The following is a 22,260-nucleotide window of genomic DNA, read 5'->3' on the forward strand; positions in this document are numbered from 1 at the left end:
ATTCCGAACATCGATGGTGTTCGATCGCGGGTATGGCGGACACGGAGCGGCTGCGGCGGATCACCGAGGCGGTGCGCGACGCCGGCAGCGTCGGCGTCGCGGAGCTCGCCGGGCTCACCGGCGCCTCGGAGATGACCATCCGGCGCGACCTCGACCACCTCGCCGCCCAGGGCGTCCTCGAACGCTACCGGGGCGGCGCGCGGACCCTGCTGCTGCGCGGCGAGGAGCCGCCGTTCGCGGTGCGCGTCCACGAGGAGGCCGAGGCCAAGCGCCGCATCGCCGCCGAGGCCGCCGCGCTCGTCGCCGACGGCGAGTCCGTCGTCCTCGACAGCGGCACCACGTGCCTGGAGGTGGCGCGGGCGCTGGAGCCGCGGCGGCTGACCGTCATGCCGCTGTCCCTGCACGCGGTCAACGCGCTCGCCGCCGCGCCCCGGCTGACGCTGCTGGTCCCCGGCGGCCGGCCGCGTCCCGGCGAGCTGGCGCTCACCGGCCCGCTCGCCGAGGCGTCGCTGCGCGCGCTGCGCTTCGACACCGCGATCATCGGCTGCTGCGGGCTGACCGCGGCCGACGGCCTGACCGCCCACGACCTGGAGGACGCCGCCGCCAAGCGCGCCGCGATCGCCTCCGCCCGCCGCGTCATCGCCGTCACCGAGGCCGCCAAGCTCTCCCGCACCGCGCTCGCGTTCGTCGGCCCCGCCTCCGACCTGGACGCCGTCGTCACCGACGACTCGGCCCCTGGCGACCGCGTCGCGGAACTCGCCGCCGCGGGCGTGACGGTCCGCACCGTGTGACGCCCGCGATCTAGGCGCCGCCGGCGTTGTCGGCGAGCCAGGCGAACGCCGCTTCCTGCATGGGGACGTCGAAACGGTGGGGGGCGTCGAAGAAGGTCCCGGTATAGCGGCCGGGCGCGTCCCGGTAGGACTCGGTGATCTGGTGGTGGGCCCGGCGCATCCCCTCGGCGGGGAAGAGCGGGTCCGCGGCGGCGTAGAGGACCATCAGCGGGCGAGGTGCGCGGGAGGCCACCACGCCGGGCCAGTCGGCCAGCCGGGTCAGGCCCGGCGGGAACAGCATCCAGGAGTGGGCGGCCACGTGCTCGTCGCGGAGGTCCCGGAACGAGGAGACCATCGCGGCCACGGCGACCGCGCCGACGCGGGGGTCGAGCGCGCCCAGCAGCGCGGCCCGCGCCCCGCCGCCCGACAGTCCGATCGCGGCGACGGACGCGACGTCGGCGCGGGACCGCAGGTAGGCCGCCGCCGCGAGATCCTCGGAGGCGAGCACCCCGGCGAACGACGTGCCGAGGACCGTGCACGCCTTCGCGAGGACGTGCTCGTGGTCGCGTGCCGCGCGGTCGTAGCGGCCGGGCTCGGTCGCGTCCGGGCCGGGGGCGAGCGGCAGCGGGAAGCGGCGGGCGCCCCACGCGAAGGCGTCGTGGCACAGCACCGCGAAACCCCGGCGGGCCAGCTCGTTCGCGTAGGCGCGGCCACCGTAGATGTCGCGGCGCAGCCGGACGACCTCGGGCGCGGGCGGGTCCGGACCGTCGGCGATCTTGTCCTTGCCCGCCCACTTCATGCCCGCATGGCAGTGCAGCGCGACGACGCCCGGCAGCGGCCCCGCGGCACCGCGCGGACGCAGCAGGAAGGCACGCGTGCGGGGGCCGAACCCGACCGTCCACGACAGCTCCTCGCCGGCCAGGTCCCCGTCGGTCCACCGGCGCTCGACCCGGACGTCCGAGGCCCGCAACTCCAGGACGCCGAGCGCGTCGCGCAGCCGGACCGGCAGGCCGGGGCCCGGCGGCGGGAACAGGCCGAGGTCCCGCGCGGCGATCCCCGCCAGGCCCGCGAACTCCCCGAGCATCAGCCCGCCTGCCGCGTACCGCCGGCCGTGAGGGCGACGGGGGCGCCGGTCGCCGCGGACCGTCCGGCCGACACGCCGATCATCACGCTCGCGACGCCCGCCCGGTACCCCGCCTGGCGCGCCAGCGGGTCGTCCGACGGGCCGCGGAACACGTCGTCCAGCAGCAGGGCGTCGCCGCCGCCGTGCGCGCCCGCGCCCCGCTCGATCGTGATCTCCTCGGGCTCGCGCCAGTGCCGGTGCAGGACGAGCCGCTCCGACGCGCCCGCGGCGTGCTCCTTCCCGGACGCGGTCGGGTCGATGGCGGCATGCGGCGGCGTCCACGCCCGCTCGACGACGTCCAGCTCCAGCCGCCCGGCGGTCCCGTTGAAGACGGCCCGGTATCCCTCGGCGGGCGCGTGCGCGTTGAGGGAGTAGGTGAGCAGCGCGCCCCTCTCATAGCGGACGAGGACGGCCATGTTGTCGTCGATGGTGATGCCCTCGCCGAACACGTCCTGGTCGCGGAGGTACCCGTCCTCGTGCTCGGCGTCCAGGTAGAGCGCCTTGAGCCGCGGGTCTGCGGACACGTCGAGCAGGAACGGGTCCGTGCCGAGCCCCGGGGCGTCCCGCGCCCTGCCGGGCCGGTCGGTGAGCCCGCGCGCGCGGGCGTTCCCGGCGCCGTAGAAGCGCAGGGACGTCTGCGCGTAGACGGACGCGGCGGCATCGTCGATCCACCAGTTGACCAGGTCGAAATGGTGGGTGGACTTGTGCACCAGAAGGCCGCCCGAGTTCGCCTTGTCGCGGTGCCAGCGGCGGAAGTAGTCGGCGCCGTGGATGGTGTCGAGCGACCAGTCGAAGTGCACCGACGTGACCTCGCCGATCGCACCGTCCGCGATCAGCCGCCGGACGGCGCTGTTGCGCGGCGAGTAGCGGTAGTTGAAGGTGACGACGAGGCGGCCGGTGCCGCGCTCGGCGGCGTCGGCGATGGCCGCGCAGTCCTCGGCGGTGGTGCACAGCGGCTTCTCGACGACGACGTCCTTGCCCGCGTCGAGCGCCGCGACGACGTAGCGGGCGTGGGTCGCGTCGACCGTGGCGACCACGACGGCGTCGGCGAGTTCGAGCATCGCGCCGAACTCCTCCGGCGCGAAGCACGGCACGTCGCGGCCGATGCGGTCGAGGTGGTAGGACAGGCGGGTCCGGTTGGGGTCGCAGAGCGCGGCGATCTCGCCGGTGTCGCTCCACTCGCCGAGCAGCGCGTCGACGTACATCTGCGCCCGGTGGCCGAGCCCGACGAAGGCGTATCGCATGAGCGGGGACTCCCGTGGGGGGTGGCGCCGTGCGGCCCGGCGCGGTCAGCGGGCCGCACGGCTCGGGCCTACTTCGTCAGGGCGCCGTTCGCCTCGGACAGGAAGGTCTTGGCCGCGTCGTCCGGCTTGGCCTTGCCGAACAGCACCGAGTCGGTGGCGCGCTTGAGGATGTCCTCCATCTCCGTCGCGCCCTTGGGCGGGATCACGATCGGGCTCAGCTCACCCTTGATCGAGTCCATGAAGGCCGCCACCTTCTGGTCGGCGGGGGACAGCTTGCCCTTGACCGCGGCGAGGACCTTGGCGTTGGTGGGCAGGCCGCGGTCGCTGAGCACGATCGCGCCGGCCTCGGGGTCGTTGACCATGAAGTCGATGAACTTCGCGGCGGCGGCGGAGTGCTTGGTCCGGGACGAGATCGTGTAGTACATCGCCGGCTGCAGGAACATCCCGGACGCGCTCGCGCCCGGCGCCTTCGGCATCCGCAGCAGCTCCAGGTCCTGGCCGGAGCCCTTGGACAGCGCGTCGAGCTGGTTGCTCCACCAGCTGCCGTACACGCTCTTGTTGGTGGCGAGCAGCGCCTGGTCGGGCTTGGTGCCGGTCTCCAGCATCTTGGCGGCGCCGGGCCCGGCCTTCGTGGCGATGATCTTCTGGAGCAGCGCCCACCAGTCCTTGATGGTCTGCTCGGACAGCCCGACCTTACCGTTCGCGTAGAACGGCTCACCGCGCTGCCCGGCGAAGACCTGCAGGAACGCCGGGTTCTCGTTGTACTCGGTGCCCCAGACCTGCTCGCCGCTCTTCTGCGTCATCTGCTGGGACGCCGCGATGTAGTCGTCCCAGGTCCACGACTTGTCGTCGGGCATCTTCCCGCCCTCCTTCTTCAGGAGGTCCTTGTTGACGATCATCGGCCACGTGTTGACGCCGGTCGGGACCGCGTACTGCTTGCCGTCCAGCTGCCCGGCCTTGAGCACGCTCTGGTCGAGATCGGCCGTGTTCACCTTGCCCTTGACATCGGCCAGGGCGCCGCGCCCCGCGTACTCGGCGAGGCCGCGGATCTCGATCGACATCACGTCCGGGGCGTCCCCGGCCGCGGTCTTGGTGGCGAGCTTCTCGTAGTAGCTGTCGAAGTCGGAGAAGTCGCCCTCGACGTCGATCGCCGGGTTCTTCTTCTCGAAGGCGGCGATCGCCGACTCGGTCAGCTTCTGCCGGGAGTCGCTGCCCCAGTAGGAGAAGACGAGCTTGGTCTTGCCGCCGGATCCGCCGTCGTCGCCGCCTCCGCAGGCGGTGGCCGAGACCGCCACCACGGCGAGGGCGGTGGCCGCCAGGATGCGTTTCATTGTTCGTACCTCCGGACAGGGGGTGGGGAGGAAGCGGGGGGCTATTTGAAACCGGTGGTCGCCATTCCGCGGACGAGGTATTTCTGGCCGGCCAGGAAGAAGCCGAAGATCGGGCCGAGCGAGACGATCGACATCGCGAACATCGGCCCCCAGGACGACTCCCCGCTGGAGTCCAGGAACTGGCGCAGCGCGACGGGCGCGGTGAGGTTGTCGGAATTGGTGAGGTAGAGGTTCTGGGTGAAGAAGTCGTTCCACGTCCAGATGAACGTGAAGATCGCGGTGGTGGCCAGCGCGGGCACGCACAGCGGCAGGATGACCTGCACGAACGTGCGCCAGTGGCCGGCGCCGTCGATCGCGGCGGCCTCGTCCAGCTCGCGCGGCAGGGTGCGGATGAACTGCACCATGAGGAAGATGAAGAACGCGTCGGTGGCGAGGAACTTCGGCACCACGATCGGCCATATCGTGTTGATCCAGCCGATCTTGCTGAACATGATGTACTGCGGCACGACGGTGACGTGGTGCGGCAGCATGATCGACAGCAGCATGACGGTGAACCACAGCTTCTTCAGCGGGAACTCCAGCCGCGCGAAGGCGTAGGCCGCCAGCGAGCAGGCCACCAGGTTGCCGACGACCGCGAGCACGGTGATGACCGCGGAGTTCCACAGGTAGTAGCCGAAGGAGTGCTTGAGCGCGTGCCAGCCGCCGGAGTAGTTCGCGCCGGTGACGTCGTGCGGCAGCAGGCCCGGCTCGCGGAAGATCAGGTTCTCCGGCTTGACCGAACTGGAGATCATCCAGAGCAGCGGGTAGAGCATGAACAGCCCGAACACGATCAGCAGCACGTGCCTGGTCAGTCGCGACGCGGGCCGGAACAGCACCGGCGCGCGCTTACTTTTCGTCGCCATAGAAGACCCAGAATCGAGACATGAGGAAGTTGACGGCGGTCAGGGCCCCGATGATGAGCAGGAGCACCCACGCCATGGCGGCCGCGTATCCCATCTCGTAGTTCTTGAAGCCCTTGATGTAGAGGTAGAGCGTGTAGAAGAGGGTCGAGTCGACCGGCCCGCCGTTCCCGCCGCTGATGACGAACGACTGCGTGAAGGACTGGAACGACTTGATCAGCTCCAGCACCGCGTTGAAGAAGATGATCGGGGTGAGCAGCGGCAGCGTGATCGAGCGGAACCGCCGCCAGCGGCCGGCGCCGTCCACCCGGGCCGCCTCGTACAGGTCCCGCGGGATCTGGCGGAGCCCGGCCAGGAAGATGACCATCGGGGCGCCGAACGTCCAGACGTGCAGGATGATCAGCGTCCACAGCGCGGTGTCGGGGCTGGTGACCCAGCCCTCGCCGTGGTAGCCGAACCAGCCGAGGAACGTGTTGACGATCCCGTCGGTCCCGAAGATCTTCTTCCACAGGATCGAGATCGCCACGCTGCCGCCGAGCAGTGAGGGCAGGTAGAAGACCGACCGGTAGAACGACAGCCCGCGCAGCCCCTTGTCCAGCGCCATCGCCAGCCCGAGCGCGAAGGCGAGCTGGAGCGGGACCGAGACGACGACGTAAATCGTCGTGACCTTGAGGGAGTGCACGAACCGGTCGTCGGCCGTGAACATCTTGTCGTAGTTGTGCAGGCCGACCCAGTGCGGCGGCGTCAGCATGCTGTAGTCGTTGAACGACAGGTAGAGCGTGGCGAGCATCGGGCCGAGCGTGATGGCGAACAGCCCGATGAACCAGGGGGCCAGGAACAGGTAGCCGGCCCATGCCTGCGACCGCGCGCGGGAGCTCTTGCGGCGGCGGGGGCGGCGTCCGCCCGCCCGCTCGGCGGACGTGACCGAGGGCTCGGCCGTCCCCGTCGCCGTACTGGCCTCAACGGGCCTCAGCGTCATCACTGGCCCTTCGGTCGTCGGGTGGGTGTGAGATAGCGCTTTCTTATAGCCATCTCGGCGATGACGTCAACCCTTTGCAGTGAGATGCCTCACGTCCGCAGTCGAACCGCAATCGAATAAGACAAGGTCAGAGCACGTTTGGCCGCAAAGCATCGCTGCCAGGACGGACTGACCTGTTCACTCGTTACTACAACCGATTGCAGTCGTGGGCATGGCTGAAGCGGTAGGTGGTGACCGACACGCGCTCCTCTCCGGGCCGCAGCACCGCCGACGGGAACGCCGGCCGGTTCGGCGCGTCCGGGAAGCGCTGGGTCTCCAGGCACAGGCCCGCGAACGGCCCGAACGGCGTGGCGACGCCGTCCAGCATGTGCCCGGTGTAGAACTGGACGCCCGGCTCGGTCGTCGCGACCTCCATCGAGCGGCCGCTCGCCGGGTCGCTCACCCGCGCCCCGCCGCGCAGCACGAAGCAGTGGTCGTAGCGGCCGTCGCGGCGCGCGTCCACCCGGGTGGGGACGGTGAAGTCGAACGGCGTCCCGGCGACCGGCGCCAGCTCTCCGGTCGGGATCTTCCCCTCGTCCACCGGCAGGTAGCGGTCGGCCTCGATCGCCACCACGTGCCGGCGCACGTCGCCGGACCCGGCCAGGTTGAAGTACGAGTGGTTGGTCAGGTTGACGACGGTCGGGGCGTCGGTCGTGGCCCGGTACTCCAGCCGCAGCGCGTCGCCGTCCAGGACGTAGCGGACCCGCGCCGCCAGCTCGCCCGGGTAGCCCTCCTCGCCGTCCGGGCTCACCAGGCTCAGCTCCACCTCCGCGGGGCCGGCCGACTCGGTCCGCCACACCCGCTTGTCGAAGCCGCGGACGCCGCCGTGCAGCGCGTGCTCTCCGTCGTTGGCGGCGAGCCGGTGCTCCCGGCCGTCGAGGGTGAACCGGCCGCGGGCGATGCGGTTGCCGTACCGCCCGACGACCGCGCCGAAGTAGCGGCTGCGGTGCAGGTAGTCATTGAGCGTGCCGAGGCCGAGCACGACGTCGGTGCCGTCGGCGACGCGCAGCCGCTGGAGCGTCGCGCCGTAGGTGAGGACGGCGGCGCGCAGCGTTCCGTTGTCCAGCACGTGCCGTTCGACCTTCTCGCCCGCGGGGGTGATGCCGAAGGCGGTGTCAGGCAGCGTCATGGCGATCCTTTCGGGGGTGCGGTGGACTCGCGTACCACGAGGTGGGTGTCCAGGACGGTGGCGGCGCTCATCGACCGGACGAGCAGGTCGACGGCCATGCGCCCGGCGTCGGCCGTGGGCATGGCGACCGTGGTGAGCTTGGGCCGGTGCAGGCGGCCGGTGACGCTGTCGTCGATGCCGATCACGCTGACGTCGCCGGGCACCCGGACGCCCCGCTCCTCCAGGCCCTCGATGAGGCCGATCGCGACGAGGTCGTTGTAGGCGAGCACGCCGGTCACCCCCGCGTCGGCGACCTGCCCGGCGACGGCGACGCCGCCCTGCTCGGTGGGCGCGTTCGGGCCGAAGACGACCGTCTCGACGCCGGGCATGTCGGTGGCGGCCCGGCGGATCTCGCCGCTGGTCCAGGACCCGGCGGGCCCCGACACCAGCGCGACGCGGCGGTGGCCGAGGCCGGCGAGGTGCTCCATCGCGGTGCGGGCGCCGTGCGCGACGTCCATGACGACCGTCGGCACCCCGCGCATCCGCCGGTTGACCAGCACGAACGGGATCGTCTCGGCGAGCTTGCCGAGCGCCTTGTTCGACAGCCGGGGGCTGCACAGCACGATGCCGTCGACCTGCTTGGAGAAGGCGAGCACGAGGTCCTGCTCCTCGGCGGGGTCCTCGTCGGTGTCGGCGACGAACAGGTGGTAGTCCTGGGCGCGGGCGGCGGCCTGCGCGGCCTTGATCAGCGGCGGGAAGAACGGGTTCGCCAGGTCCGCGACGATCAGCCCGAGGTTGCCGGTCCGGCCGGTGGTGAGCGACCGGGCCGCCCGGTTCGGCCGGTAGCCGAGTTGCTCGGCCGCCGCGAGGACCCGGGTCCGGGTCTCGGCGTTCACCATCTGCGGCGCGGAGAACGTCCGCGACACCGTCGACACGTGCACGCCGCAGGCATGGGCGACGTCCCGGATAGTCACTGCCATGTCACACACCTTAACGCAACCGTTTGCACAATATCGATGATCGCTGCCACCGTTTGTCCTGGTCGAGCGCCGTTACCTTGACGGGACGGCCCAGCGAGGGCGATTGTTTGCTGCAACTGTTTGCAGCACCCCCTCAGGAGGTTCGAGCGGTGAGCAGAGTGCTCGTCACCGGAAGCGCGGGCCGGATGGGCCGCAGCGTCGTCGGCGCGCTGGCGGCCGCCGGACACGAGGTCGTCGGCGTCGACAGCGCCCCCGGCACCCCCCGGGACGCCGCCGAAACCCTACCGGCCGACCTCACCGACCTGGGCGAGACCCACTCGGCCATCGCCCGGTTCCGGCCGGACGCGGTCGTCCACCTCGCCGCCATCGCGGTGCCCTTCGGCCGGACGGACGCCACGATCTTCCGGGTCAACACCTCGCTCGCCTTCAACGTCTGCGCCGCCGCGGTGGCGCTGGGCGTGCCGAAGCTCGTCGTCGCGAGCAGCCCGACCGTGATGGGCTACGGCGCGCCCGGCGGCTGGACCCCCGGCTACCTCCCGCTGGACGAGGAGCACCCGCCGCGGCCCTGGAACGTCTACAGCCTGTCCAAGCTGGTCGCCGAGCAGACCATGCAGGCGTTCGCGCGGGCCGGATCCGGCACGCGGATGGCCGCGGTCCGCCCGTGCTTCATCGTCGCGCCGGAGGAGTGGGAGGGCGCCCCGACCCAGTCGGGGCACACCCTCCGCGAGCGCCTCGACCGGCCCGAGATCGGCAGCGTCTCGCTGTTCAACTACCTCGACGCCCGCGACGCCGGCGAGTTCGTCGGCGCGCTCCTCGCCCGGCTGCCCGACCTGGAGCGCAACGGCGAGGTGTTCTTCGCCGGCGCCGGCGACGCGCTCGCCCGCGAACCGCTCGCCGAGCTGCTGCCCCGCTTCTTCCCCGAGACCGCGGCGGCCGCCGCGGCCCTCACCGGGACGTCGCCGGCGTTCTCCTCCGCCAAGGCCGAGCGGCTGCTCGGCTGGTCCGCCAAGCGCAGCTGGCGCACCGAGCTCGCCTGAGGAGGCCGCCGTGATCAAGGACCTGTCGGTGCGGTCGCGGCCGGTGCCGCTGGCCCGGCCGTGGGGCCCGGACGTGCCCGCCAACCACGTCCTGCTCGTCACGCTCACGCTCGACGACGGACGGACCGGCACCGGGATCTCCTGGACCCCGCGGATCGGCGCCGCCGCCGTCGAGGCGCTGCTGGAGCACGACATCCGCGACGCCGTGACCGGGCTACCGGCGCATCCCGGCGCGGTGTGGGACCGGCTGTCGGCCCGCCTCGGCGAGGCCGGACGGTCCGGGATCGTCCCGATCGCGATGGCCGGCGTCGACCTCGCGCTGTGGGACCTGGAGTGCGGCGGCCGGTCGCTCGTGGACGTGCTCGGGGCGCGGCGCGACTCCGTCCCCGTCTACGGCAGCGGCGTCAACCTGCACTACCCGCTGGACGAGCTGACCGCGCAGGCCGCGCGGTGGGCCGCCGCCGGGCACCCCGCCGTCAAGATCAAGGTGGGCCGGCCCTCGCTCGCCGAGGACGTCGCGCGGGTCGCCGCCGTCCGCGAGGTCGTCGGCCCGGACACCGCCCTGATGATCGACGCGAACCAGCGCTGGGACCTGCACCGCGCCCGGACCGCGCTGCGCGCGCTGGAGCGGTTCGACCCGTTCTGGATCGAGGAGCCGCTGCCCGCCGACGACGTCGCCGCCCACGTCGAGCTGCGGCGGAGCATCGGCACGCCGATCGCGGTGGGGGAGAACGTCGCTACCGCGCACGGATTCCGCGACCTGCTGACCGCCGGGGCCTGCGACGTCGTCCAGCCGAACGTCGTGCGGGTCGGCGGCATCACCCCGTTCCTGCGCATCGCCGACCTCGCCCGGGTCTTCGACGTGCCGGTGTACCCGCACCTGCTCACCGAGCTGTCCGGGCAGCTCGCGCTCGCGCTGCACCATCCCGCGATGGTGGAGCTGGTGGAGGACGCCTCGCTCACCGACCTCGGGCTCCTCGCCGATCCGCCCCCGGTGGAGATCGCCGGCGGCGAGCTGCGGGCGACCGGCGCCCCGACGAGGTGGACGCTGTGAGGCCGGTGCGGGTCGTCGTCGCCGGGGTCAACGGCTACGGGCGCCACCACCTGGCCAACGTCGGACGGCTCGCCGCGGCGGGCCGCGCCGAGCTGGCCGGGGTGTGCGACGTCCGGCCGCCGTCCGGGCTCGGCGTGCCGGTCTCCGCCGACCTGCCCGCGCTGGTCCGGGAGACCGGAGCGGAGATCGCAGTGATCGCGACCCCGATCCACACGCACGCGCCGCTGGCCGTCGCCGCGCTCGAAGCGGGCGCGCACGTGCTGCTGGAGAAGCCGCCCGCGCCGTCGGTCCCGGAGTTCGCCGCGATCTCCGCGGCGGTGGCCGCGACCGGGCTGGCCTGCCAGGTCGGCTTCCAGTCCCTCGGATCGGAGGCGATCCCGGCCGCCCGCGGCGTGCTCGGCGAGCCGGTCCGCGGCATCGGGGTCGCCGGGGCGTGGACCCGCCCGTTCGGCTACTACACCCGCTCGGCCTGGGCGGGCCGCCGCCGCCTGGACGGCGTCGACGTCATGGACGGCGCCCTCACCAACCCGTTCGCGCACGCGGTCGCGTCCGCGCTGGCCGTCGCCGGCGCGGACACGGCCGAGTCGATCGCCGGCATCGAGCTGGAGTTGTACCGCGCCAACGGCATCGAGTCCGACGACACCTCCAGCGCGCGGCTCACGCTCGCCGACGGGACGGTCATCGCGATCACCGTCTCGCTGTGCGCCGCCGGCCGGCGCACCGAGCCGTACCTGCACCTGCACGGCGCGACCCGCTCCGCGCGGCTCTTCTACACCCTCGACGAGATCGAGGCCGGCGGGGTCAGGACCGGCTACGACCGGACCGACCTGCTCGACAACCTCATCGCGCACGTCCGGGACGAGGCGGAGCTGCTGGTGCCGCTCGCCCGCACCGGCGGCTTCACCCGGCTGCTCGACGCGATCCGGCTCGCCCCCGAACCGCGGCCGGTCGAGGCGCGGTTCGTGCGGGCCGAACCGACCCGGCTGGTCCTGCCCGGGATCGAGGACCTGGCCGTGCGGGCGGCGGCCGAACTCGCGACGCTCTCCGAGCTGGGCTTCCCCGGCGGCCCCGGGCCGGTCTCGGCGCCGTGGCCGGAGACGGTGCTCCGGGCCGACGGGCGGGAGACGGCCGTCTACGCCGAGCGCGGCGACCTGCAGGCGTCCGACGCGCCGCGCCCGCACCTGCATCCCGTCCGGACGCTCGGCGGCACGGTCGTCACCGAGGTCCAGCCGGACGACCACGTCCACCACTTCGGGGCCGGAATCGCGATCTCCGACGTCGACGGGGCGAACTTCTGGGGCGGCTCCACCTATATCCGCGGTGAAGGCCCGAGGATGCTGCCGAACCACGGGCGCCAGCGGCGGCGCACGCTCCGGCCCATCGACGGCGGCTACGCCGAGGCCCTCGACTGGATCGGCCCGGACGGCACCGTCCTCGCAGGTGAGGAGCGCACCCTGACCGCGCGGACCGTGCCGGGGGGCTGGGCGCTGGACGTCGCGTTCACGCTGACGGGCCGGACCGGCCGGCCGCTCGTTCTGCAGAGTTCGGCGTGCAAGGGGCGGGCCGGCGCGGGCTACGGCGGGTTCTTCTGGCGCGCGCCCAAGGACTCGGCCGGCCTCGCCGTCTTCACCGGCGAGGCGTCGGGGGAGGAGGCCGTGCACGGCAGCGTCACCCCGTGGCTCGCGCTGACCTCGGACGTGTGGAGCCTGCTGTTCGTCCAGACCGCCGGGCTCGACCCGTGGTTCGTCCGCGTCGCCGAGTACCCGGGCGTCGGACCGGCCCTGGCCTGGGACGAGCCGCTGACCGTCCCCGGAAGCCTGCACCGCGCGGTCACCGTCGTCGTCGCCGACGGGCCGCTCACCCCCGAGCAGGCCCGCGACCTGGCCGAAGGGACCCCCGAATGAGGATCTTCCTCGCCGGCGACTCGACCGCCGCGGACTACCCGTCCGGCCAGGCGCCGCAGGCCGGATGGGGGCAGGCGCTCGCCCGGTTCCTGGACGTCCCGGTCGTCAACGCCGCCTATCCGGGCGCGAGCGCGCGCAGCTCGGTCGAACGGCTCGGCATGCACGATCGGATCATGTCCGAGATCGGCGCCGGCGACGTGCTGCTCATCTCCTTCGGTCACAACGACGGCAGGCACGACCAGGAGAAGTTCGGCGCTCCCTACGGCGCCTACACCGCCTACCTGCGCCGCTATGTGGGCGGTGCCCGGTCGCGCGAGGCGCGTCCGGTGCTGGTGACGCCCGTCGAGCGCCGCACCCGCGGCGGGTCGTCCACGCACGGCGAGTACCCGGCGGCGATGAAGGCGCTCGCCGCCGCGGATCGGATCCCGCTGATCGACCTTCAGGCGGCCAGTGTGCGCCGCTGGCGCGTCCTCGGACCGGACGCCACCAAGGAACTGTTCCTGTGGCTCGGCCCGCACCCCAACTACCCGCGCGGCAGCGCCGACGACACCCACTTCACCGCAGCGGGCGCGATCGAGGTCGCCCGGCTGCTGCTCGCCGAGGCCGGGCCGCTGCTGCCGCCCGCCGCCCGCATCCCGGGCGACCTGACCTGGAGGACGCCCATGCCCGTGACCAGCATCGATGCCCGCTCCGGCGAACACCGCGCCGAGTACGCGACGGCCACACCGCAGGAGGTCGGCGCCGTCTGCCGCCGCGCCGCCGACCTGCTGCCCGTCCTCGACGAGGCGGGGCCCCACGGCCGCGCCGCGCTGCTGGACGCGATGGCCGCCGCCCTCGACGCCCGCACGGACGAACTGGTCGCGGCAGCCGACGCCGAGACCGCCCTCGGCGGACCCCGGCTGACCGGCGAGGTGGCCCGCACCAGCGGGCAGCTCCGCCTGTTCGCCGAAGTGCTGCGCGAAGGGTCGTTTCTGGACGTCCGCATCGACGCCGCCGACCCGTCCGCCGTACCGCCCAGGCCGGACCTGCGGCGGATGAACGTGCCGCTCGGCGTCGTCGGCGTGTTCTCCGCGTCGAACTTCCCGTTCGCGTTCAGCGTCGGCGGCGGCGACACCGCCAGTGCCCTCGCGGCGGGCTGCACCGTGGTCGTCAAGGCGCACGAACTGCACCCGGAGACCTCGGTCCTGACGCTCGGCGCGCTCCGCGCGGGCGCCGCCGCGGCCGGATTCCCCGAGGACGTGGTCCAGCTCGTCCACGGACGCGACGCGGGCACCGCGCTCGTCCAGGACGGACGGGTGAAGGCGATCGGGTTCACCGGCTCGGTGCGGGGCGGCCGGTACCTGCACGACCTGGCGATGGCGCGTCCCGAGCCGATCCCGTTCTACGGCGAGCTGGGCAGCCTGAACCCGCTCGTCGTGACGCCCGGCGCGGCGAAGGCCCGGCCGGCGGAGATCGCCGAGGGCCTCGCCGCCTCCGCCACCCTCGGAGCGGGGCAGTTCTGCGTGAAGCCCGGCCTCGTCCTCGCGCCCGCCGGGTCCGGTCTCGCCGACGCGATGGCCGGCCATTTCAGCGGCCTCGCGCCCCAGACGCTCCTCGGCGACTCGATCCGCTCCGCCTTCACCGACGGCGCCGCCGAACGCGCGTCGATCCCGGGCCTGCGCACCGTCGCGACCGGACGCGCGGGCGGGGACCGCGAGGTCGCCGCCCGCCTCATGGCGGGCCCGGTCTCCCTGCTCGGCTCGTCCGAACTCCTGCTGGAGGAATGCTTCGGCCCCTTGACCGTCGTCCTGGAGTACACCGGCGAGGAGGAACTGGCCGAGGCCCTCGCCTCCGCCCCCGGCAGCCTCACGGTGACCCTGCACAGCGAACCCCACGAGGCCGGCCTCGCCGCGCGCCTTGCCGCGATCGCCCGCGACCGTGCGGGACGCCTCGTCTTCGACGCCTACCCCACGGGCGTCGCCGTCGGCTGGGCGCAGCAGCACGGCGGCCCCTACCCGGCCACCACCGCGCCCACCACGACCTCGGTCGGCACGGCCGCCATCGCCCGCTTCCTGCGCCCCGTCACCTACCAGAACTGCCCGCCGCCGCTCCTGCCGCCGGCCCTCCGCGACGACGGCCCGTGGCGGCTGCCCCGGCGGCTCGACGGCACCCTGGCACTCCCCGAAGCCCCGCCGCCCGCCGGCACCCGCTGAGCGTGACGGCCGACCGGCGCCATGCGGTGCTTCCGCATCAACGCTCGGTGCCGGCGCTCTGGCCGACGAGGCCGGCGGTGGTCTCGACGAGTTCGCGGGCGACGAGGCCGGCGTGGTCCGGTGTGATCTGGTGCTGTTCGACACGGCGTTCGAGGTCGGCCGCGACGGAGGTGACCAGCAGTTGCATCATGCGCAGGCGTTCGTGCCGCAGGGGTGAGGGCAGGTCGCCCATGTGCGCCTCGATGCGTCCCATGATCTGGGTGACGCCGCTGAGATGCTCTCGGCCGAACGGCTCGGCGGGGAGGTGTCCGGCCGCCACGTAGCGGCTGACGAAGCGGGCGTAGTGACTCCGCCCATGCCGTGCCTGCTCGATGAGGGGGTGGACGTACGCCCTGACGAGGCGGAGGAGTTCATCGCGGGGGTCTTCGGTTTCGATCTCGTCGAGCAGCTCCAGACGGCGGCGGTTCAGGGGAGCGAGACGGTGCTCGTAGAGCGCTTTGAGCAGCCCTTCCTTGTCGCCGAAGTGGTACTGCACGGCCGAGTTGTTGCGCTGGCCGGCCGCCGCGCCGATCTCACGGAGTGAGACGTCGGTGATGCCGCGCTCGGCGAACAGCCGCTCGGCGGCGATCAGGATTCTCATACGTGCATCGCTCTTGACGGTCACGCTCCCATGATAAGACACTGCGACTTAATTAAGTCACCTCGTCTTAAGGAGTGGGGATGGACGTGTCGCGTGTCCGGGAGACGATGGGGCCGCTGTTCGATGTGTGGTCCGAGCCCGCCGGCAGGGCGATCGAGGTGGCGCCCCGCGCGTGGTCGGTGTGCGCCGGCGTCGTCAACGTCGGGGTGATCGAGACGTCCGAGGGGCTCGTCCTGATCGACACCGGGATGCGCAACGAGGCCGACCGGCTTCGCGCCCTCGTCCGGGAGGTGACCTCCGCGCCGCTCGCCCTGGTCGTCTACACGCACGGGCACATCGACCACGCGTTCGGCCTCGGCCCCTGGCTGGCCGAGGGCGCGGCGCCGAGGATCGTCGCGCACCGCAACCTGGTCGAGCGTTTCCGCAGGTACGAACGCACCAGCGAACTGAATTCCGAGATCAATGCGCGGCAGTCGGGAGGACCCCGGACATGGTGGCCCGAGACCGCGGCCGACTTCCACCGGCCCGACACCGTGTACGACGACCGGCTGGCACTGCGGCTGGGCGGGGAGGAGATCCACCTGCGCCACGCCAAGGGCGAGACCGACGACTGCACCTGGGTGTGGCTTCCCGGGCGCGGCCTGCTGTGCCCGGGGGATCTGTGGGTGAGCGTGTGCCCGAACGCCGGCAACCCGCAGAAGGTGCAGCGCTACGCCGAGGACTGGGCGGACGCCGCCGAGGAGATGGCCGCGCTGGGCACCGCGGCCATGGTCCCCGGCCACGGCATGCCGGTCACGGGCGCCGACGCGATCCGCGAACGCTGGCTGGACCTCGCCGCACTGCTGAGGCACATCATCGACTACACGATCGACGCCCTCAACGCCGGCCGGACCCCGGAGGAGATCGTCCACGGGCTGCGGCTCCCGGCGGACCTGGCCGCCAAGCCTTACCTGCGGCCCTACCACGACCGGCCCGAGTTCATCGTCCGCAACCTGATCAGGCTGTACGGCGGCTGGTGGGACCGGCGGCCGGCCAACCTCCTGGCGGCGCCGGTCGCCGAGCAGGCCCGCGAGTTCGTGGCGCTGGCCGGCGGAGCCGGCCCCGTCGTCGACCGCGCCCGCGCCCTGGCCGGTGACGACCTCCCGCTGGCGTGCCATCTCGCCGAATGGGCGGCGCTGGCCGACCCCGGCGACGCCGGCGCCCACCGCTGCGTCGCCGACCTGTTCGCGATGCGCCTGGCGGCCGAGACCTCCTTCCAGGCTCGCGGGATCTATCGTGAGGCGGTCACGCGCGCCGAGCAGGCGCTGACGGCCGCGCGGCCTCGCCGGGGGGACGGCGGCGGTCCCGGCCGCGAGGACCTGCCGCGATGATCCGCCGGGAACGGAACGGGTACGCGGCGGACCGGCGGGGCGAGCCGCACTCGCGCGCCCGGCTGGTGGCGATCCTGGTGGTCCTCGTACTGATCACCGAGACAGCGCCGCTGGAACTGGCCCTCGTCTACCCGGCGATCCGGTCGATGTCGGCGACGTTCGGCCCCGACCACATCGACAAGGCCGTGACCCTGGTCAACCTCGCCGCCGTCGTGTCCATCCCGCTCATCGGCCGCCTCGCCGACGTGGTCGGCAAGAAACGCGTTCTGGTCGGCTGCTCGGTGGCGTTCGCCGCGGGCTCGCTGGTGTGCGCGACGGCGCCCTCCTTGCCCGTCCTACTGCTCGGCCGCATGCTGCAGGGCGTCGTGGGGGGCGTCCTGTCCGTCGCCTATTCACTCGTCCGGGACGTCTTCCCGGCCCGGTCCGTACCGCTCGCTCTGGGATTCGTCTCCACCGGAGTCGGAGTCAGCGGCATCGCCGCGCCGTTCCTGGGCGGTGCGCTGGTGGACGGTTTCGGCTTCCGAGGCGTGTTCTGGTTCCTGCTCGCGCTGGTGGTCCTGCTGCTCCCCGCCCTCATCGTGATCGTGCCCGAATCGCCGATGCGCCGCCCGCGCCGGTTGGACGCGGCGGGCGCGCTGCTGCTGGGCGCCGCCGCGGCCTGCCTGCTCGCCGGGATCGGGGTCGGCGCCCGCTCCGGGTGGCTGGCAGGCGGCACGCTCGGCTCGTTCGCCGCCGCCGGCGTCATGTTCGCCGCGTTCACCTGGCGGGAGCGCCGCACCGCGTCGCCCGCGGTGGACCTGTCCCTGCTCGCCTCGCCGGCGTTGCGCGCGACGCTGCTGTGCTCGGCCTGCGGCATGGCCGTGCTCGGCGCGATCGGCTACCTCGTCCCGCAGATGCTCCAGACCCCGCACGGCGCGGCGACCGCCTACGGTCAGGGCCTGACCGCACTGGCCGCCGCCGGCTGGGTCTTCCCGCAGGGGCTGGCCGCGATGGTCTTCGGCCCGGTCGGCGGGCTGCTCGCGCGCCGGCACGGGCCACGCCTGGTGCTGATCCCCGGCCTGGCGGCCTACGGGCTGGCCGCAACGGCCCTCAGCGCGCTCCCCGGGCACCGCTGGCAGTTCCTGCTGGTAGCCGCATGCGTCGGCATCGGGCAGGGGCTCTACTTCGCAGCGGTCTCCAACCTCGTCCTGGACGCCGTCCCAGCCGCGCACAGCGGCACCGGCACCGGTCTGCTGGCGGTCTGCGGTCAGCTCGGCGCCGCGCTCAGCGTCACCGTGCTGGGCGCCGTGCTCGCCGCGCACCGTCTGCCGGCCACCGTGCACCAGAGCGGCACCGTCCCTGGCATCGGGGGCGCCGCCGGCCGCAATGGCGCGGCCTCCTACACCGGTGACGGTGTCTCCATCGCCTTCCTGTTCGCCGCCGGCCTCTCGGTCGCGGGACTGGCCGTCGCGCTCACGATGAGCCATGGCCGCTCCGCCGCTCGCGGCGGTGCCGCGGCGCGCGGCACGATCGCGGGGCGGTAGAGGTCGGCCGGCTGGAGCTTCGTCAGCCAGACCCGCGCGAGGACGCCCGGATCGCGTGCCTGGCCTCGTCCAGCGGGGCGAGCAGGTACCGGGTGTGGTCGGACGTCCCGTGGCGGTGGTCGACCGGGCCCGGCCAGGCGGTCCTGGCGCGGCTGCGGATGTGCTCTTCGACGCCGTCGATGAGGTGCAGCATCTCGGCGAGGACGTCGTCGTCGGTGCGCCGGTACACGTCGCCGGAGGCGAGGTAGACGGGGGAGGTGTGGGCCATGATGGGCCGCTCCCAGACGTCCCGGTGGCGGGCGATGCCGTCGCCCGGGCCGTAGCACCGGGCGGCGACCCACGAGGATTCCTCGACACGCAGGTCGAAGTCGAGCGAGCCGGCCAGGACGGGCTCGTCCCAGCGCCGCGACTCGGCGACCGTGCCGTTGACCACGATCTCCAGGCGGTCGATGGGGAAGATCGAGCGGAACTCCGCCGCGCCGGGCAGGGTCCTGCCGCCGGTGCCGGTGAGCACCGCACCGGGCGGGGCCTCGCCGACCGACAGCCGCAGGTGCGGTCCGCTGGTGACGACGGTGTCGCCCGAGCGGACGGCCGCGCACCAGTCCCAGTAGTCCATCGCCGCCGGGTCCGGGACCCGGGCGTAGGTGCGGACGAGGCCGATCGGCACCTCGCTGCTCATCTTGTCGGTGCCGCCGACGAGGGTGAGGCGATATCCGGCGTTGAGATAGCGGTAGTACTGGGTGATGTTGTAGTCGTCGTAGGCGATCATTTCGACACCGTCGAGCCGTCCGGTGGCGATCAGGGCTGCGGCCTCGCCGTTGGGGACGGGGAAGTGCGCGAGCAGGACCGTCCCGCCCTGGGCGTGGCACTCGTCGGCCCAGTGGGCGAGGGTCGTCTCCAGGCCGCCGCCGAGGTCGGACTCCTCGGCGCCGCCGGTGCACCAGGGGCGGATCGGCTCGCGCAGGCCCAGCAGGTTGATGTGGCCCAGCATCGCCGTCCGGTTCTCCTGGCCGGTGTGGACGTGGGTCGCGCCGTCCGCGGAGGTGTGCGGGTGCCCGGTGAAGTCCTCGACGTTGGTGTGCAGGTGGCCCCACTGGCTCAGCAGGAGGTTGGTGACCCGCACGCCCTCGCCGCGCGCCTCGAGCTCGGCGCCGTGCGTCGAGACGAAGTGGACGTGGGTGTCCCCGGCGACGTAGCCGTCCGCCTCCGGGTCGTGGAAGCGTTCGAGGCGCAGTTCGAGCGTCCGCTGCCCCGGCCGGATCGTCAGTTCCTCGCGCAGCGGGACGTAGTCGAAGCCGTGCGCGGCCTCGACGACGACCCGCCCGTGCGGGAGCCACCCCTCGAACTCGCCGTCGACGTAGGCGTACGTCCGCTGGCCGAGGCGGACGTCGCCGCCGACGTCCAGGTTCCAGGTGTTGCCGTCGGAGTTGATGTGCGCGTGGTGCCCGTAGGGCGCGAGCGGGACGCCGTCGGGCGTGTGGAAGTGCAGGCGGCAGGTCAGCGGCTCGCCGGTCGCGGCGTCGACGACCGTCCCCTTGATCCAGGCGCGGCCCGGCTCGGTCAGCCGCCACTCGGTGCCGTCGCCGGTGGTGATCCGGCCCTGTTCGAGGAGGTCGCCCCAGGTGAAGCGGGCTTCGACGGTGCCGGCGACGTCGAGGGAGACGGTCGCGGACGGTGTCGCGGCGACCCGGACGTAGCCGGTGCGCTCGCTGGTCGCGCCTCCCCACGCCGGCGGGGTCGACAGGCTGGCGTCGTCGACCGTCCGGTAGGCGTAGGTGGCGGTGCCGCGGTCGACGGTCACCGCGACGTCGTCGTCCACCGATCCGCCGGCGAGCGAGAAGAGCAGCTCGCGGGAGACGGTCCGGCCGAACGGCTCCTCGTCGAGCCGGCTCAGCGTGATCGCGCCGATCAGGACGGCCGGGCCGGCGGATTCGATCTCGATGGCGGAAGCCCGGCGCCCCGGGTGCGGGTTGCGCCACGGCCACAGGTAGAAGCGGTAGGGCAGGACGTAAGGGGAGCGCGCCTGCGGGTCGTCGATGTCGACGTACCTGGCCCCGGCCGCGTCGTAGCGCCCGCAGGTGCGGTGCATGAGCCGGTGCTGCGCGTCGGGCAGCGCGAGGAAGGGCGTCTGCCCCCAGTCCAGCGGGAGGGGGCGGCCCTCCCACAGCCGCGGGGTGGGGCCGATCTCGAACCGCTGCCGCACCGGGACGCTCTCCGCGCCGCCGTCGGCGTACCGGAGGGTGTAGCGGGCGACGGTCTCGCCGACCGGGGCGCCTTCGAAGAGGCTCGGTTCCTCGATGGCGTGGGCGAAGAGGACCCAGTGGCAGTCCTCGTCCACGGGGATCACGGCCGGCGCGTCCTGCGCCACCCGGACGAGGGACGCCCCGTCGAGGTCGGTGCCGAAGCGGAAGGGCAGGCCGTAGAGGGTCCGCTCCCCGGCGAAGGAGGCGTCCACGTCGTCGAGCAGGGTCAGGGGGGCGTTCCAGGACGCCGCCAGGTCGAGGGCCCGGTAACCGCGCTGCCAGGTCATGCGGGCTCCACGGCGACCGTCTCGGCGGGCTCGTCGACGCCGGTCTCGGTGAGGACGGCGTAGCGTTCCGGGGCCCGCGAGCGCAGCGACAGCGCCGAGGCGATCCCGCCCGCGAACGCGAGCACGCCGAGGCCGAGCAGCACCGCGTTGGTCACCGTGCCCGCGCCGGTCAGCAGGGAGACGTTGGCGAGCGCGAGGACGAGGATCACGCAGAGGGCGAGGAAGCTGAGCCCGGGGGCGATCAGGGTGCGCCAGAGGCCCGCCTCGGGAGCGTTGCGCCGCAGGTAGGAGACCACGGCGAGGCAGCACAGAGCCCACAGGACGATGATCCCGAGGAAGCCGATCGCGCTGCCCCACAGCAGCAGCTGGAGGTAGGGGTCGAGGTCGAACGCCGCCCACAGCACCACGACGACGCCCGCCGCCACCGTCTGCGCCGCGCCGGCCGCGAGCGGGGCCTGCGTGCGCGGGTGCGTGCGTCCGAACGCCTTCGGCATGAGGCCCTCGCGGCCGAGCGCGAACAGGTACCGGTTCGCCGCGTTGTGCAAAGCCAGCAGCGCGGCGAAGGCGCTGGTGAGCAGCAGGACCTGCATGACGGCCGAGACGCCGTCCGGGGTGTACCGGTCGAACACCGCGATGACCAGCCCGGCGGTGTCCTCGCCGGCGGCCGCGGCGATGCCGTTCGCGCCGACGGCCTGCACGATCGTCCAGGTGATCAGCGCGTAGAAGACGGCGATGAAGCCGACCGCGATGTAGGTCGCGCGGCGCACGGTCCGGATCCCGCCGCGCGCCTCCTCGCTGAAGATCGCGGTGGACTCGAACCCCATGAACGCGCCGAACACCAGCGCGAACATCGCCGCGTTGGACGGCGTGAACACCGTCGCGGGGGAGAAGGACGTGAAGGACGTCTGGCCGGCGCCGCCCTTGGCGAGCACGCAGACCGCCATCACCACGAGCACCGCGATCTCGAGGACGAGCAGGATCCCGAGGATCCGGGCGCTGGTGTGGATGCCGCGGTAGCCGAGCCATGCCACCAGCACGACCGCGACCAGCGCGAAGACCCACCAGGGCAGCGACACGCCGGTGTACTTGTCGAAGGTGTCCGCGGCGTAGAGCCCGAGGGCCCCGTAGGTGCTGATCTGCAGGGTGTTGTAGGCGAGCAGGGCCAGCGTCGCCGCACCCGACCCGACCGGACGGCCCAGCCCGCGTGTGATCACGGCGTAGAACGCCCCGGCGTTGCGGACGTACCGGCTCATCGTCATGAACCCGACCGCGAACAGCGCCATCACGAGGCCCGCCACCAGGTAGGCGCCCGGGACGGCGGCGCCGCCCTTCAGGAAGTGCAAGGGCGCCACGGCGACGATCAGGGTCAGCGGCGCCAGCGCCGCCAGGACCGTGAAGACGAGGTCCTTCGTCCCCATCGCGTTCGCCGCAAGGCCGTTGCTGCCCGGGTGTTCGGTACCTGGGTGTGTCGACATGGTCATCCGCCTCCGGGAGTCCGCGGGAGCTCGCTGCGCCAACGCTAGGAAGCCCTCTCGCG

Annotated in this window: 17 protein-coding genes; 7 read left to right on the top strand and 10 right to left on the bottom strand. The window is 73.0% G+C overall.

Annotation, left to right across the window (positions count from 1 at the left end; all coding sequences use genetic code 11):
* Nucleotides 1-32: 32 nt before the first annotated feature.
* Nucleotides 33-791: a DeoR/GlpR family DNA-binding transcription regulator gene (locus J4709_RS32700; protein WP_208246509.1), complete on the top strand. Its 759-nt coding sequence runs from the start codon at nucleotides 33-35 to the stop codon at nucleotides 789-791.
* 10 nt (nucleotides 792-801) lie between these two features.
* On the opposite strand, the gene J4709_RS32705 is transcribed toward J4709_RS32700, so the two are convergent.
* The 7 genes from J4709_RS32705 to J4709_RS32735 all read right to left on the bottom strand — a co-directional run bounded on the left by J4709_RS32705 (nucleotide 802) and on the right by J4709_RS32735 (nucleotide 8,473).
* Nucleotides 802-1,854: a dienelactone hydrolase family protein gene (locus J4709_RS32705; RefSeq protein ID WP_208246511.1), complete on the bottom strand. Its 1,053-nt coding sequence runs from the start codon at nucleotides 1,852-1,854 to the stop codon at nucleotides 802-804.
* Nucleotides 1,854-3,137 (bottom strand): Gfo/Idh/MocA family protein, encoded by a 1,284-nt coding sequence (locus tag J4709_RS32710; RefSeq protein WP_208246513.1) that lies wholly within the window; start codon nucleotides 3,135-3,137, stop codon nucleotides 1,854-1,856. Before J4709_RS32710 ends, J4709_RS32705 begins: the two co-directional genes overlap by 1 nt.
* Before the next feature lie 68 nt (nucleotides 3,138-3,205).
* Nucleotides 3,206-4,468 (bottom strand): ABC transporter substrate-binding protein, encoded by a 1,263-nt coding sequence (locus tag J4709_RS32715; RefSeq protein ID WP_208246515.1) that lies wholly within the window; start codon nucleotides 4,466-4,468, stop codon nucleotides 3,206-3,208.
* 41 nt (nucleotides 4,469-4,509) lie between these two features.
* The gene (locus J4709_RS32720) at nucleotides 4,510-5,370 is read right to left on the bottom strand and encodes a carbohydrate ABC transporter permease (protein ID WP_208246517.1); all 861 of its coding nucleotides are present in this window, start codon (nucleotides 5,368-5,370) and stop codon (nucleotides 4,510-4,512) included.
* Nucleotides 5,354-6,346: a carbohydrate ABC transporter permease gene (locus tag J4709_RS32725; RefSeq protein WP_208246519.1), complete on the bottom strand. Its 993-nt coding sequence runs from the start codon at nucleotides 6,344-6,346 to the stop codon at nucleotides 5,354-5,356. The genes J4709_RS32720 and J4709_RS32725 overlap by 17 nt, the downstream gene beginning before the upstream one ends.
* A 187-nt stretch (nucleotides 6,347-6,533) precedes the next feature.
* Nucleotides 6,534-7,514, bottom strand: a complete 981-nt coding sequence (locus J4709_RS32730) for an aldose epimerase family protein (protein ID WP_208246521.1) — start codon at nucleotides 7,512-7,514, stop codon at nucleotides 6,534-6,536.
* The gene (locus J4709_RS32735; RefSeq protein WP_208246523.1) at nucleotides 7,511-8,473 is read right to left on the bottom strand and encodes a LacI family DNA-binding transcriptional regulator; all 963 of its coding nucleotides are present in this window, start codon (nucleotides 8,471-8,473) and stop codon (nucleotides 7,511-7,513) included. Before J4709_RS32735 ends, J4709_RS32730 begins: the two co-directional genes overlap by 4 nt.
* Nucleotides 8,474-8,622: 149 nt before the next feature.
* On the opposite strand from J4709_RS32735, the gene J4709_RS32740 reads away from it, so the two are divergent.
* Genes J4709_RS32740 through J4709_RS32755 form a run of 4 tightly spaced genes read left to right on the top strand, consistent with a single transcriptional unit; the run spans nucleotide 8,623 to nucleotide 14,660 of the window.
* Nucleotides 8,623-9,510 carry an NAD-dependent epimerase/dehydratase family protein gene (locus J4709_RS32740; protein ID WP_208246525.1) on the top strand — a complete coding sequence of 296 codons (888 nt, stop codon included), beginning with the start codon at nucleotides 8,623-8,625 and terminating at the stop codon, nucleotides 9,508-9,510.
* Between the two features lie 10 nt (nucleotides 9,511-9,520).
* Nucleotides 9,521-10,564, top strand: coding sequence for a mandelate racemase/muconate lactonizing enzyme family protein (locus tag J4709_RS32745; RefSeq protein ID WP_208246527.1), 1,044 nt, complete (start codon nucleotides 9,521-9,523; stop codon nucleotides 10,562-10,564).
* Nucleotides 10,561-12,468, top strand: a complete 1,908-nt coding sequence (locus tag J4709_RS32750; protein ID WP_307801741.1) for a DUF6807 family protein — start codon at nucleotides 10,561-10,563, stop codon at nucleotides 12,466-12,468. The genes J4709_RS32745 and J4709_RS32750 overlap by 4 nt, the downstream gene beginning before the upstream one ends.
* Nucleotides 12,465-14,660, top strand: coding sequence for an aldehyde dehydrogenase family protein (locus tag J4709_RS32755; RefSeq protein WP_208246531.1), 2,196 nt, complete (start codon nucleotides 12,465-12,467; stop codon nucleotides 14,658-14,660). The genes J4709_RS32750 and J4709_RS32755 overlap by 4 nt, the downstream gene beginning before the upstream one ends.
* Before the next feature lie 37 nt (nucleotides 14,661-14,697).
* On the opposite strand, the gene J4709_RS32760 is transcribed toward J4709_RS32755, so the two are convergent.
* Nucleotides 14,698-15,324, bottom strand: coding sequence for a TetR/AcrR family transcriptional regulator (locus J4709_RS32760; RefSeq protein ID WP_208246534.1), 627 nt, complete (start codon nucleotides 15,322-15,324; stop codon nucleotides 14,698-14,700).
* A 56-nt stretch (nucleotides 15,325-15,380) separates the two neighbouring features.
* Between J4709_RS32760 and J4709_RS32765 the strand changes: the two genes are divergently transcribed.
* Nucleotides 15,381-16,670, top strand: coding sequence for an alkyl sulfatase dimerization domain-containing protein (locus tag J4709_RS32765; protein ID WP_208246536.1), 1,290 nt, complete (start codon nucleotides 15,381-15,383; stop codon nucleotides 16,668-16,670).
* Complete coding sequence (locus J4709_RS32770; RefSeq protein ID WP_208246538.1) at nucleotides 16,667-18,193, top strand: MFS transporter; 1,527 nt, start codon at nucleotides 16,667-16,669, stop codon at nucleotides 18,191-18,193. The genes J4709_RS32765 and J4709_RS32770 overlap by 4 nt, the downstream gene beginning before the upstream one ends.
* Nucleotides 18,194-18,215: 22 nt before the next feature.
* Here J4709_RS32770 and J4709_RS32775 read toward each other — a convergent pair whose 3' ends face one another.
* Nucleotides 18,216-20,723: a CehA/McbA family metallohydrolase gene (locus J4709_RS32775; protein ID WP_208246540.1), complete on the bottom strand. Its 2,508-nt coding sequence runs from the start codon at nucleotides 20,721-20,723 to the stop codon at nucleotides 18,216-18,218.
* A complete protein-coding gene (locus tag J4709_RS32780; protein ID WP_208246542.1) occupies nucleotides 20,720-22,198 on the bottom strand; it encodes an APC family permease in 1,479 nt (492 codons plus the stop codon). The genes J4709_RS32775 and J4709_RS32780 overlap by 4 nt, the downstream gene beginning before the upstream one ends.
* Nucleotides 22,199-22,260: the final 62 nt, after the last annotated feature.

Origin of the sequence: Actinomadura violacea (assembly GCF_017573465.1) — a bacterium.
Taxonomy (GTDB): domain Bacteria; phylum Actinomycetota; class Actinomycetes; order Streptosporangiales; family Streptosporangiaceae; genus Spirillospora; species Spirillospora violacea.